The 14374-nt window shown below is 39.9% G+C and carries 10 protein-coding genes; 7 read left to right on the top strand and 3 right to left on the bottom strand.

What is annotated here, in order from left to right; all coding sequences use genetic code 11:
• Nucleotides 1-3: 3 nt before the first annotated feature.
• From KQI87_RS06940 to KQI87_RS06925, 3 genes are all read right to left on the bottom strand, one after another.
• Nucleotides 4-582: a TetR/AcrR family transcriptional regulator gene (locus KQI87_RS06940; protein WP_216459539.1), complete on the bottom strand. Its 579-nt coding sequence runs from the start codon at nt 580-582 to the stop codon at nt 4-6.
• A 334-nt stretch (nt 583-916) separates the two neighbouring features.
• Nucleotides 917-2428 carry a hypothetical protein gene (locus tag KQI87_RS06930; RefSeq protein WP_216459537.1) on the bottom strand — a complete coding sequence of 504 codons (1512 nt, stop codon included), beginning with the start codon at nt 2426-2428 and terminating at the stop codon, nt 917-919.
• Nucleotides 2429-2875: 447 nt separating this feature from the next.
• Nucleotides 2876-3880 carry a LacI family DNA-binding transcriptional regulator gene (locus tag KQI87_RS06925; protein ID WP_216459536.1) on the bottom strand — a complete coding sequence of 335 codons (1005 nt, stop codon included), beginning with the start codon at nt 3878-3880 and terminating at the stop codon, nt 2876-2878.
• A gap of 270 nt (nt 3881-4150) precedes the next feature.
• Here KQI87_RS06925 and KQI87_RS06920 point away from each other — a divergent pair, with 270 nt between their 5' ends.
• The 7 genes from KQI87_RS06920 to KQI87_RS06890 all read left to right on the top strand — a co-directional run.
• On the top strand, nt 4151-5395 hold the full coding sequence (locus tag KQI87_RS06920; protein ID WP_216459535.1) for an extracellular solute-binding protein: 1245 nt from the start codon (nt 4151-4153) through the stop codon (nt 5393-5395).
• Nucleotides 5396-5407: 12 nt separating this feature from the next.
• Nucleotides 5408-6787 carry a carbohydrate ABC transporter permease gene (locus tag KQI87_RS06915; protein ID WP_216459534.1) on the top strand — a complete coding sequence of 460 codons (1380 nt, stop codon included), beginning with the start codon at nt 5408-5410 and terminating at the stop codon, nt 6785-6787.
• A gap of 2 nt (nt 6788-6789) precedes the next feature.
• Nucleotides 6790-7662: a sugar ABC transporter permease gene (locus KQI87_RS06910; protein WP_117557902.1), complete on the top strand. Its 873-nt coding sequence runs from the start codon at nt 6790-6792 to the stop codon at nt 7660-7662.
• Nucleotides 7663-7670: 8 nt separating this feature from the next.
• On the top strand, nt 7671-9605 hold the full coding sequence (pulA, locus tag KQI87_RS06905; protein ID WP_216459547.1) for a type I pullulanase: 1935 nt from the start codon (nt 7671-7673) through the stop codon (nt 9603-9605).
• A 20-nt stretch (nt 9606-9625) separates the two neighbouring features.
• Nucleotides 9626-11578, top strand: a complete 1953-nt coding sequence (locus tag KQI87_RS06900; RefSeq protein WP_216459533.1) for an amylo-alpha-1,6-glucosidase — start codon at nt 9626-9628, stop codon at nt 11576-11578.
• Nucleotides 11579-11582: 4 nt separating this feature from the next.
• On the top strand, nt 11583-13337 hold the full coding sequence (locus KQI87_RS06895) for a glycoside hydrolase family 13 protein (RefSeq protein WP_216459532.1): 1755 nt from the start codon (nt 11583-11585) through the stop codon (nt 13335-13337).
• Between the two features lie 418 nt (nt 13338-13755).
• A partial coding sequence (locus tag KQI87_RS06890; RefSeq protein ID WP_216459546.1) for a glycogen/starch synthase occupies nt 13756-14374 on the top strand: 619 nt, incomplete at its 3' end.

Here is a 14374-nt window from a genome sequence, read left to right as displayed (position 1 = left end):
AATTTAGGATAAAAGCGGAAGCATACCGGATAAAAAAATCTCTGACAGAATATCAGCGATCACTTCAGGTGCCAGATTAAAATTATCCCGGCTCCATTTGTGGAGAACGCCGATGGTACTGCCAATGGCACAGGTGATCACATAGGAAACTTCTTCCTTTGTATGTCTGTCAGGCCTGGAATTAGATGTAGTCTCTGTGACATAATGATGGAGCATAGTCAGCATTTTTTCAAACAGGTCATTCCCATGAGGTGTGCTCAAAAGCCCGGACAGAAAAGGATTTTCCATAGTGTAGCGACACAGGGTCAGAAAATAGGAACTGCAGATGTCCCGGTCATTTTTTGGCTGGAAATTTTCCATCATGGAAAAAACATCATGAATCGTTTTATCTTCAACTGCAGAAATCAGTGAAGGGATGTCCTGATAGTGATTATAAAAGGTACTTCTGGCAATACCTGCTGTTTTAGTGATATCGGATACAGTGATCCTGTCAGGCTTCTTTTCCTTTACTAATTTGAAAAAAGCACCTAAAATGGCTTCGTCAGCCACAGAATATCTTTCATCGGGAATTATATTTTGCATAGTCGTTTCCTCCCGGGAGTCTGTAAGTGATACATAAAGTATATCACAAATCTGACTATAAAAAAATAATTTTTTCCAGGACTTTCCAGTCAAAGAATCCATTCATTCTTAATCAAATCTTTTACTTTCGGTATCCGCTCTATGCAGCAGATCTGCGAAAAATATAATGGGACCAGTCGGTTTGAAACAGCAGAAAACCAGTTTGAAGCAAGTTTTATGATACATATATAAAAAAGATACCGGATTGTAATGATATATCCCGCTGGATTATCAGCAAAACCTCATTTGCAAAACCGGTATCTTTCTTTATTTTTTAATGTTTATTTTTCAATCTTTATTTCTTATGGAAAACAATTGCACGGTCATAGATAACCTCGTAGTAAGAAGCACCTACATTGGTTTCATCAAGGTAAGCACGGAATGCAAGTAATAAAGTATTTCCGTTGTCCACGCCATAATATTTTCCTTTTTCATTTCCGGTTGAATACTCAATCACAGAAGTATAATCATCCATTTTCGTACGCGCCATTTTATAAACATAATACTGATCAGGATTTTCACAGTTTTCTTCCAGATATTCAGCAGCACTTCCTGTATACAGAGAATCATAAATACTGCATACACCATTTAACATCGGACGCCCATAAAGTACTGCATTTGAATATCTCGCTTTTCCTGTCTGAGTATGATTTGCACCATAAACAACAATAAAGTCATCATCAGAATCCAGGGTAAAATCACGTGTCATAACGTACATTGCATCACGGTTGTCACCCTGTGAATTAGTATCATTATAATATGCAGTAAGTCCTTCCGGAACAGCAATTTCTGTTGAAAGTTCTTCATATGTATATTCATCGGCATACTTTGCAATAATTGCTTCACGAATATTCTCCAGATGCTCAGCAGGCTTATCCATAACTTCTGTTTCATGTTTTCCGGTTCCACGAGGTGTCACCGTTGCATTTTCATATGGTGCTGCCTCTGTTTCTGTATTTGGAGTTACACGGTAAACAACAGATTTATCAGCAAGAGTGGAAATATATTCGTCATAAGCATCTGCGTCAGATGGCTGGGAAATACGACCCAGGAAGCAGAAAGTATCAGCACCTTTTTCCAGTCCCATATGATAGGTTTCTGCCGGGATTGGCATCACATTGATCATATTCTCATCAAATCCAGAGGCTTTAAGCTGTTCAGTAACCTGATTTGTTACTGTCTGGTTCGCGCTGATCACCATAACCGCTGAGCTGCCAAATTCGCTGTCACCACTGTGCTTAATATTCAGCATATTAACCGGTTCTCCTATAGAACCGAAGATTGGATGATAAAGACCTGTGGTTTCATCTCCGGCACTGAAAAATCCTGATTCATTCGTATAATCTTTTCCTTCTTTCTGTTCAGTAAACATGATGTAATTGATAAAGGAATAATAAACACTTTCTGGTGGAAGAGGCGTAACAAGTACAAGTGCTTCATCCTGGCAAAGTTTATATTGCCAGTTGTCAGGAGGAAATGTCGGATTTGGAACTTCCTGATCCGGTGCTTCCGGAAGATTAAATACCATGTAGGAAGATCCTGCATTATTTCCAAAGCAACTCATAAGTTTTCCTTCGGAAGCGGATTTGACTGTATCAAGTTCATAAAAACTTCCCTGCTGTACAGTAAATTCGGAACCTTCTAAAAGTGTTTTTAACTGTGCACTGTCACCTGTTTCTGAACTGGTTTCTTCCTGTGTGGAATCCTGTTCTTCTGCCTTTGCAGAGGCCGGATTGCCAAGTGAAGCGAAAATACCTGCTGTTAAAAGACATGTTGCAAAACAAAAATATGCGATTTTTCTTTTCATATGTGGAAACTCCTTCCTTTATTTGTAAGTTTTGACTTAATAAGTATAACATCAAATAGTATTTATTTTCTTTTCAGGGAATGAATGGCGGGTATCTGGAATGAACTGCAAAAACAAAATTTTTATGCAATGTAGATATCAAAAAGAAGTGCTATATGAATAATACGATTTTTGGTGCCGAAAAGTGAATTATCAAATGAAAAGAAATCAGTTATAATTACAGATAACAGAAACCTATAGCAGAGCAAAGACATGCAGGGTGTAGATTGGAGTTTCGCTGATCTGGTGGGCATTTCCGATCACTGAAATAATTTCATGTTTTGTGGGATATGTATTTTTAAAGAAAATCAGAAAAAACCAGATATGATTTACATGAAAAAAAGGGATCATTTCATTCAAATTACTGAGTGAAAGATCCCTTTTTCTGTGTGATGTACCTGTAAATCATTATATTACAGGAGCTTTCCCTGTGGATTTCCGTTCAATCAGCTGTGCATGTAACAAAAATGTACTGATTGAAACGCCATTAAGTAGACTTGATAACGCAAAGAAGCCACTTTTCCCAAGTTCAGTCCGGTCCTGTCTGATCGTAGTCAGCGGAGGTGATGTATAAGCGGCAATCGGCAGATCATCAAATCCGATAATACTGACATCATCAGGAACCTGGTATCCCAGCTGCTGGCATTGGATAAGGGCTGCATTTGCAAGAGTATCCTGGCTGCAGATGATGGCTGTTGTTCCGTTTTCCAGAAAACGGGGCAAGTGTTTTTCCATACATTCTGACAGATAATAAGAGCAGCCGGTAGTGGCAGGAGAAGTCTTCAGTCCATGCTGATGCATAGCATGAAGAAAGGCAGCATGACGTATCTGGAGAATCTGAGATCCCAGAGAACCGCTGAGATAGGCAATGTTCCGGTGTCCAAGTCCGGCAAGATAGGAGACAGCAAGCTCCATTCCTTCATCATTATCGATACCTACATAAGCGGTAAAAGGATTTCCGATAATACAGTTATCGAAAAGTACGGCAGGTGTGTGGCTGGTCTTAAAGTCCTGAATCCAGGGGTCGTTCAGGGAAAATCCGATTGCAAAGGCTCCTACATAATCATGCTCCAGCATAAAAACATCATATTGCTGGATTCTTTGTGCCTGGATATCAACAGGTACGATCTCAACCTCAAATCCGGCCGGTTCAGCCGCCTGGCGGAAGCCGATCAGGATATCATAGGCAAAATGATGAGGTTCTTCATACAGCATATTTTCTTTTTCTATTATAATGCAGACTTTTTTCACCGGTTTCTTATAACGACGCAACTTCGTATAACCGAGGGCTACGGCAGTTTCCAAAACCTGTTTCCGTAAAGTTTCGCTGATGTCAGGTGCATCATTGAGTGCTTTGGACACCGTACTCTTGGAAATCTCCATTTTATCAGCAATATCCTGGATGGTAGTCATAATTTACAATCCTTTCATAGTGTAGGAAAATAATTCTTCTTTTATTATATAGAATAACATGATAAAAAGCAATGGACTATATGGAGAATAAAAATTTAGTTAAGTTTCGATAGATATAGATACAAAGAATAATGCACAAAAATAAATATAATAAATTATACAAATGTAACGAAAATAAAAGGTGAGAAGGAAATTAATTGACGAGAAAATAAAAAAGACGTATATTAAGTTTAACGAAACAATACGAAACAGAAAATGAAAGGAAGAAAGATGATGAAAAGAGGGTTAGCAACATTTCTAACAGGAATCATGACTGTAACGTTGGTGGCAGCAGGACTAACCGGATGTGGGAGCAGTACATCGGATAAAAGGTCAGAAAAAATCAGACTGATGGTATGGTCTCCATCAGAAGATCAGTCAAAAGACAGTGGCGAATGGCTTCAGACAATGTGCAATACTTTTGCAAAAGAGCATCCGGAATGGGATATCACATTTGTCTATGGAGTAGCTGATGAAGCAACAGCAGCAGATCAGGTGGCACAGGATCCGGAAGCAAGCGCAGATGTATTTATGTATGCAAATGACAGGATTACATCGCTTACAGATGCGGATGCAGTAGCAAAATTTGGTGGAAAATATAAAGAAGAGATTGAATCAACCAACTCAGAGGAACTTTTAGATTCGCTAAAGGTTGATGGAGAGCTTTACGGGGTTCCGTTTACAACCAATACCTGGTATATGTTTTATGACAAGTCTGTATTTTCAGAAGAAGATGTGAAAAATCTGGATACAATGCTGGAAAAAGGAACTGTATCCTTCCCTCTTATTAATTCGTGGTATCTTCCGGCATTCTACTTGGGAAATGGATGCACCTTGTTTGGAGATGGAACAGACGAGTCAAAAGGAGTTGATTTTGCAGGAGAAAAGGCAGTGGATGCAACCAATTATGCAATTGATCTGGCAGTCAATCCAAATTTTAAAATTGATGCAGATGGATCAGCACTTGCAGGACTTCGTGATGGCAGCGTAAAGGCAATGTTTACCGGATCATGGGATGCAAATGCGATCAAAGAAGTGCTCGGAGACAATATGGGAGTTACATCTCTTCCTACTTATACAATTAACGGAGAAGAGAAGCAGATGCTTGCTTATGCCGGTTCAAAAGCAATCGGAGTTAACTCGCACAGTGAATACATGGAACAGGCAGTTGCGCTTGCTGTTTATCTGGGTGGAAGTGATGCACAGAGAGCACACTACGAGATGAGAACCGTGATTCCATGTAATACAGAACTTCTGAAAGAAAAGGATATTGCATCCGATCCTCTTGTTCAGGCACAGAATGATACCTTTAATAATACATCGATACTCCAGCCGTTTGTGGCATCCATGAGTAATTGCTGGACACCGGTCGAGAATATGGGAAAAGGAATTCGCAACAAGAGTGTGACACACGAAAATGCCGAAGAACAGACAGAAGCAATGAATGAAGCAATGAACAGCAATGGAATTAATTAAGGGGTGAGCGGAATGAGTATGTTTAAGAAGAAAATCAATGAATTTCCAACGCCATATACCTGCAAAAATGCAGTGAAAAAAGGTGGAGTAGAGACGAAGCTTTCCATGATTCTGATGGGATTTGGAAACATTGTACATGGTCAGATTATCAAAGGACTTTTGTATCTGGCAGTTGAAATTGCCTACATCGTCTTTATGGCAGTAAATGGAATTGGGTTTATCGGTGGTCTACGGACACTTGGAACTGTGCAGCAGCAAGAAGTATGGGATGAAGCGAAGCAAATCTATATTTACACAAAAGGGGATCAGTCCGTCCTGATTTTACTTTATGGTGTGGCGACAATCCTGTTGACAATTCTTATGATCCTTGTATGGAGAGGAACCTTAAGAAGTGCATATAAAGCAGAATGTATTCAGAAAGCGGGAATGCATGTAAATACATTTGCAGAAGATCTGAAATCCTTTCTGCATGAGAATCTGTATCGCTTGTTTATGACGCCACCAACGGCATTCATCTTTGTATTTACTGTACTTCCGTTGGTGTTCATGATCTGTATGGCATTTACCAATTACAGCCGTATCGGCAACCATCTGATGCTGTTTGACTGGGTGGGACTTGATAATTTCAAGACGTTGTTTGATTCCGAAAGTATTCTTGGAAGTACCTTCTGGTCTGTTCTGGGATGGACGATCATCTGGGCGTTTTTTGCAACTTTCAGCAATTATATTTTTGGAATGATCCTTTCCCTTCTGATCAACAGAAAGGGAACAAGAGCAAAAGGATTCTGGAGATTTTGTTTTGTTCTTTCCTGTGCAGTGCCGATGTTTGTATCTCTTTTGATCATGCGTACCATGTTGCAGCCGGAAGGAGCGGTCAACGTACTTCTCAGAAATATTGGATTGATCGCAAGTGATGCAAGCCTTCCGTTTTTTACAGATCCGACATGGGCGAGAGTGACTGTTATCATCATCAATGTCTGGGTAGGAGTACCGTATACACTGCTTCAGCTGACAGGTGTACTTCAGAACATCCCGGAAGAACTTTATGAAGCCGCAAAAGTGGATGGAGCAAATGCATTCCAGACATTTACAAAGATCACGCTGCCATATATGTTGTATGTGACAACACCGTATCTGATCGTAACCTTTACGGGAAATGTCAATAACTTCAATGTCATTTATCTTCTTTCAGGAGGAGATCCGGTAACAAACCTTTCTTCAACTGCAGGTAAGACAGACCTTCTGGTTACATGGCTTTACAAACTGACAATTGATAAACAGTACTATAACATTGGTGCGGTAATCGGAATTATGACCTTTATCATTCTGGCAATCGGTTGTCTTCTTACATACCGTAACAGTAAATCCTATAAAGAAGAAGGAGGATTTTAATCATGGCAGGAAAGAAATTACAATCTGCAAAAAAGAAGAAAATGATCAACAATACGATCGTACATATTGTTCTTGCGGTGTTGGCAATTATCTGGCTTTTTCCAATTGCATGGGTAATTCTGACGAGCTTCCGTGCGGAAAAAGGCTCTTACGTATCAACCTTCTTCCCGAAAGCATTTACGCTTGACAATTATATAAAACTATTTACTGATACATCCATTTTAAATTTCCCGCAGATGTTTATGAACACATTGTTTATTGCAATTTGTTCCTGCATTTTATCAGCATTTTATGTGCTGGCAGTTTCCTACTGTTTGTCCAGACTGAAATTTAAAATGAGAAAACCATATATGAACATGGCAATGATTCTGGGATTGTTCCCGGGATTTATGTCCATGATCGCTGTGTACTTTATTTTAAAGGCGATGGGACTTACAGAAGGAAACCTGATTAAACTGGCTCTGATCTTATGTTATTCCGGTGGTGCAGGACTGGGTTTCCAGATTGCAAAAGGATTCTTTGATACAATTCCGGTTGCAATTGATGAAGCTGCACTTTTGGATGGATGTACCAGATGGCAGATTTTCAGCAAGATCACACTGCCACTTAGTAAGCCGATCATTGTATATACAGTGCTGACATCTTTCATGGCTCCGTGGCTCGATTTCATTTTTGCAAAGGTAATCTGCAGAGCAAACTCAGACCAGTATACGATTGCAATTGGACTTTGGAAAATGTTGGAAAAAGAATATATTGACAGTTGGTATACCAGTTTTGCGGCTGGGGCAGTTCTGATTTCAATTCCGATTGCGATTCTGTTCTTGTTCATGCAGAGATACTATGTAGATGGAGTATCAGGGGCAGTGAAAGGATAAGAAAGATGATGAAGGATAGAATAGAATTAAAAAAATATTATTCTACAAAAGAGTTTCTTGAAAATTATATTTATGAGGAAAATAATCTTGGCGTAGAATGTACAGAAGAAGGAACGACATTCCGCCTGTGGTCACCACAGGCGGAATGCATTAATTTAAACCTGTATCAGACAGGAGATGGAGGAAATGCATACGAGCAGATTCCGATGAAAAAAGAAGAAAAGGGTGTGTGGAGTTGGGAGAGCAAAAAAGAACTTCACGGCGTTTATTATGATTATCTGATTACACGCAATGGCGAAGAAGTCCGCTCGGCAGATCCATATGCAAAGGCATGCGGAATTAACGGATTGCGCAGCATGGCAGTGAATCTGAAAAAGACCAATCCAAAAGGATGGGAAAAAGATCAGACACCAGAAGAAGGACCGGAGAGAATCGTATATGAACTTCACGTAAAAGAATTTTCATGGGATAAGGCGGGTGGTTTTCCGGAAGAATATCGTGGGAAATACAAAGCATTTACGTGCAGACATACGACTTTGAATGAGGATGGGATTCATCCGACCGGTCTGGATTATTTAAAAGAACTCGGGGTGACACACATTCAGATCATGCCGATGTATGACTATGGTTCTGTAAATGAAGCAGGGGAAGATACAGAGTTCAATTGGGGATACGATCCAGTCAATTACAATGTGCCGGAGGGCTCCTATGCGACAGATGCCAGACATGGTGAAGTTAGAATTCGGGAAATGAAAGAAATGATCCAGGCAATTCATGAAGCTGGTTTTGGTGTAATCATGGATGTTGTCTACAATCATACTTATTCGCTGGACTCCTGGTTTCAGAGAACTGTACCTTGGTATTTTTACCGGGTATTTCCGGATGGGAAGATCTCTGATGGTTCCGCATGTGGAAATGATGTTGCAAGCGAAAGAGAGATGTGTGCGAAATATATTCTGGAATCAGTGCTTTACTGGACAGAGGAATATCATATTGATGGATTCCGTTTTGACCTGATGGGACTTCTGGATGTAGACCTGATGAACCGGATCCGAAGTGAACTGGATCAGCGATACGGAAAAGGAAAGAAGATTATTTACGGAGAACCTTGGGCAGCAGAACAGACAGCTGTAGAAGGCGGTAAAAAACTGGCAACAAAAGAAAGTATTGGGCTTCTGGATGAAAATATCGGAGCGTTCTGTGACAGCACCCGAGATGGAATCAAAGGCTCTGCACTCCGGGCAAAGGAAGCCGGATTTATAAATGGAGCGGAAGGAAAAGAAGACGAAATGCTTGCAAGTGTGGCTGCATGGTGTACAAATCCTTATCATGCAGAAGGATTTGAGAATGTCAAAGCACCTTCACAGATTGTTACCTATGTATCAGCACATGACAATCATACCCTGTGGGATAAATTAAAAGAGACAGTCCCGGAGGAAGAATGCATGAGGCTGAATAAAATGGCAGCAGCAATCTATATGACCTGTCAGGGAACGCTGTTTTTCCTATCAGGAGAAGAATTTGCCCGTACAAAAGATGGACAGGATAATACCTTTAAGGCACCGATTTCCCTGAATCGTCTCGACTGGGAAAAGGCATGGGAAAACAAGGAACTGGTTCGTTATTATCAGGGGCTGATTGCACTTCGAAAACAGCTCTCTGGACTTTGTGACAAATCAAAAGATAGTTATAAACGAATTACAGATATGTGGAAAGAAAAAGGCGTAGTAGGATTTACTGTGCTCAATGATAAAAAAGCAAGATGGAGTCAAGTAAAGATAATTTATAATGCAAGAAAAAGTAATTATAAAGTAAAATTCTTGAATGATGGCTGGGAAATCTTAAGCGCTGCAGATGACAGCTGGTGCTGGGAAAAAGGAATCTGTGCGGACAGACAGATAGAAGCCGCACCGCAGAGCGTATTGATACTTGGACGTAAATAATGATTAAGGAGGAGTAGTGCATGAAGTGGATCTATGGCAGACAGGATTGGAAAACGTTGGAGAGAGGACTTGAAAACTGCTATCTTTTAACTAATGGTCTGGGAGGTTTTTCTTCGCTTACGATGACCGGAGCTGTGGCAAGAAATGATCATTCGGTATTTATGGCATGTACGAAAGCTCCAAATCACAGAGTGAATATGGTTCACCGTATAAAAGAAGAACTGGGTATTGGGGAAACAAAGTATGTTCTTTCAACTCAGGAATTTGCGGATGGAACAAAAGAAGAAGGATACCGTTATCTTACAGAGTTTTCTTTTGGAATTCTTCCTTTGTGGCGTTATCTGACAAGTGGAATAGAGATAGAAAAAGAGATTGCGATGGCACAGGGCAGCAATCAGATTGCAGTGAATTATCATCTGAAAAACCGAGGTCAGAAAGAGGCCGTTCTCTGTGTAACTCCGTTTTTTCAATTTGAACCTAAAGGGGAAGATTTGAAAGAAGATAAGATATTTTCAAGACAAGAGCAAAAGATTACCGATGGAAAGTATAATCTTTTCTTTGAAACAAATGGGGAGGCAGAAGAATTTCAGGAAAAGAAAGAAACGTATTTTTATCGCTACGATGAATGTGATGGAAGACGAGAAAATGGAACCGCAAGCGCAGTGTATCAGATTAAAAAGCGGGTAAAGCCAGGAAAAGAGACAGATTTGACAGTAATTTATTCGCTGGAAAGTCAGATTGGTATGGATGCAAAAAAATTATTTGATAAAATGAAAGAAGAACAGATCCATCACCAAGAGAAGCTTATAAAGACTTCAGGTTTGAAAAATAAACTGGCACAGACACTGGTATGTAGTGCAGACAAGTTCCTTTCGAACAGAGAGTCCACGGATGGATTGACCATTCTTGCCGGTTTTCCTTTTTTTGAGGATTGGGGAAGAGATACAATGATTGCACTTCCGGGAATCTGCATCTCCACAGGAAGATTTGAAAGTGCAAAATCAATTTTGCGGACCTTTGCATTTTATGAAAAGGATGGATTGATGCCAAATCTGTTTCCAGAGGGGGAGAATGAGCCACTTTATAATACTGTAGATGCAGCACTATTATTTATCAACTGTGTGTGGTTATATTATGAAAAAACTCAGGACATCAAATTTGTAGAGGAAATGTATCCGGTAATGCAAAGAATTATTTCCGGTTATGAGAGAGGAACAAATTTCAATATCCATATGGAAGAAGATGGTCTTATCAGTGCCGGAGCGGGGCTGGATCAGGTGACATGGATGGATGTACGTGTGGGAGAAATCCTACCGACACCAAGACATGGGAAACCGGTGGAGATCAATGCTTACTGGTATAATGCACTTTGTATCATGCAAAAGTTTTCTGAAGTTTTGAAGAAAAAAGAAGAGCAGAAATATGGAGAACTCGCACAGAAAGTGAAAGAATCTTTTGCACGAGAATTCTGGATGGAGGAAAAACACTGCCTGAAGGATGTAATCTCAGAAACAAAGGCAGATACACAAATTCGCTGTAATCAGATATGGGCGGTGTCTATGCCGTTTACTATGCTGGACGAAGAGAAAGAAAGACAGATTGTAGATACGGTATTTGAAAAGCTGTATACGCCTTATGGACTTCGGACATTAGATCCAAAAGACGAGGAGTTTCATGCAAGTTATGGTGGAGAGATGATAAAAAGAGATCTTGCTTATCATCAGGGAACCGTCTGGACTTTTCCGATGGGTGGATATTATCTCGCCTATCTAAAAGTAAATAAAGATTCAAGAGAAGCAAAAGAGATTGTGGCAAAGCAGTTGGAAGTGTTGGAAAGTGCAATGCGTGAAGGATGTATTGGCCAGCTCCCTGAAATTTATGATGGAGAGATTCCGGTTTCTTCAAAAGGATGTTTTGCACAGGCATGGAGTGTAGGGGAAATCCTGCGTGTTTATGAAAAATTGGAGGAATAATAAGATGGAATTTACCGGTGTATATCATAAAACATCAGAGCAGATGAGTTATCCTCTGGATGAGGACAGACTGATCGTAAATATTAAGACCGGGTATGATGTAAAACAGGTGTTTATCCATTACGGAGATCCTTATGAGGCCGGGATTCTGGGTGGAAATGAAAAATGGACAGGAAAAAGAGAGGAAATTATTTATAAAAAACGTCTGCCTTATCAAATCTGGTGGACAACAACGCTTCTTCCTGCATATAAAAGATGTAAATATTATTTTGAGCTGAGAACAGAAGAGGAAGTCTGGTATTATTTTGAAGACGGTTTCCTGACAGAAGAACAGCTTCAGATGGATGGCCGTATGCAGCAGTGTTTTATTGTACCATGGATGAATCCTGCAGATATAAACCGCACACCTGCATGGGTAAATGATACTATCTGGTATCAGATTTTTCCGGACAGGTTCTGCAATGGGACACCGGAAAAGAATGGAAATGATATCACACCGTGGAGAAATCACGGAACAGTGACAAATCAGGAAAAATTCGGAGGAAATCTGGAGGGAATCCGTCAGAAACTACAGTATCTTCAGGAGCTGGGAATTACCGGAATTTATCTGAATCCAATCATGGAAGCAGAATCTAACCACAAATATGATACTACAGATTATACAAAGATTGATCCGGCTTTCGGCAATGAAGAAATGATGAAAGCACTTTGTAGGGAAGCGCACGAAAAAGGAATCAGTATTATGGTTGACGCAGTATTTAATCACTGCGGAAGAAAATTTGCGCCGTGGATGGACGTACTGGAGCATGGGAAAGATTCCCGTTATGCGGACTGGTTTATGATAGAAGACTGGGAAGAGATCGGAAAAAGGGCAGACACCAGAGACAGGCGCTTTTACTCTTTCGCATTTGCAGATACGATGCCAAAATTAAATACGAATAATGAAGAAGTAATTGAGTATTTTTGTAAGGTCTGCGAGGAATGGATTCAAAAATTTGATATAGACGGAATCCGTTTTGATGTAGGAAATGAAGTATCACATCGGTTCTTAAAGCGGATGCGAGAACATTTAAAAACGATAAAACCGGACATTTATCTGTTGGGAGAAATCTGGCACGATGCAAGCCAGTGGCTGCAGGGAGATGAATATGATTCAGTCATGAATTATCCGCTGCTCAGTGGAATCCATGACTTTTTCCTTGATAAAACGATGAAAAAAGAGGAATTCGAATATATGGTAAACCGTTGCTATACCATGTATATGCAGCAGAATAATGATGTGCTTTTTAACTTGTTGGATTCACACGATACGGAACGTCTTATGAACCGTTTTCATGATCTGGATAAGTTCTATCAGCAGCTTGCAATTCTCTTTACTCTCCCGGGAAGTCCCTGTATTTACTATGGAACGGAGATTGCAATGGAAGGTGCCCATGATCCGGACTGCAGAAGATGTATGCCATGGAGCGAGATTCACAGTGAAGAGAATCAGGAAAAGATAGCAACAATGCGTAAACTGATCATGCTTAGAAGAAATGAAAAAACATGCAGAAGCCCACATTTCCATTTCCCGGATACCTATGAAAATAACAGGTGCGTAGAGTATATCAAATTAGATGAAGAAGGAAATAAAATGGAAGTTTTGATAAACGCATCGAATGAGAAGGTAAAGGTAAAAGGAAGTGGGGAAGTGCTTTTTGCCCGGGAGTTTGATGGAGATATACTTGGCGTAAATGGAACACTGATTCGCAGAATTTAACCGAGTCAAGTAATTCCCCTGCGGAGGTTGCGAAGAGCAATAAGCAGTGGGTGGGATTTGCTTGTATCACTCAGGTAAGAATTAAGTGATGGAAGCATTTTACATAATAATGGAAGCATTTCACATAATAATAGTTACTTTGCGCATTTTGTGTTATAATTGAGATTAACAGGAAATGATAAATATCTGTAAAATGAATGTTTATCAGGAACTTACCGGAAGACATTTTAGTTAAGGCGTAATAAATTTCGGACTTTGTAAAATGCAAAAGGGAGATCAATGATATGAGAAAAAAACAGTTCAAAAAAGCAGTACCAAAGGCAATGCAAAAAGTAATACAAAGAGCAATGCAAGAAACAGCGTAAAAAGCAGTGTAAAAAGCAGTGCAAAAAACAGTCCTCAAAAGGCTGTTAAGACTATTGTTCCAACAGCAGAGAATGTTTCTGTTAAGCAAACCGCAATTATTCAGGAGCCATCTGTTGAACAGAATGAACAGAACATTCCAACGAAACAGCCTGATCTGGGACCGCGAAGAAGTGTAGCCTTCATTGGATCAGAATGTTATCCATTTGTTAAGACCGGTGGATTGGGAGATGTAATGTCTGCCCTGCCAAAGAGTCTGGCAAAATTGAACATTGATGTTAAGGTCATTATTCCAAGATACAAATGTATTCCTCAGAAATTTCAGGAAAAGATGGAATACAGGGGTTCCTTTGATATGAATCTCTGCTCTGATGGAAAGCAGTATTATGTGGGAATTATGGAATATCAGGAGGATGGGGTTGTCTATGATTTTATAGATAATGATGAGTTCTTCTCCTGGGGAAATCCATATACGAATCTCATAGATGACATTCCGAAATTCTGTTATTTTGCAAAAGCTGCCCTTGCTGCCCTTAATTATCTGAATTGGACTCATGATGTAGTACATTGTCATGACTGGCAGGCAGCTTTAGTACCACTTTATCTGAGAACCTGTTTCCAGGATACAGATGTAGGACGTGCAATTTCAGTACTCACAATACATAATCTGAAGT

Source organism: Blautia sp. MSJ-9 (assembly GCF_018919065.1).
GTDB lineage: Bacteria > Bacillota > Clostridia > Lachnospirales > Lachnospiraceae > Blautia_A.
Note: the sequence above shows the minus strand (reverse complement) of the source record. Positions and strands in the feature narration are given on the sequence as shown.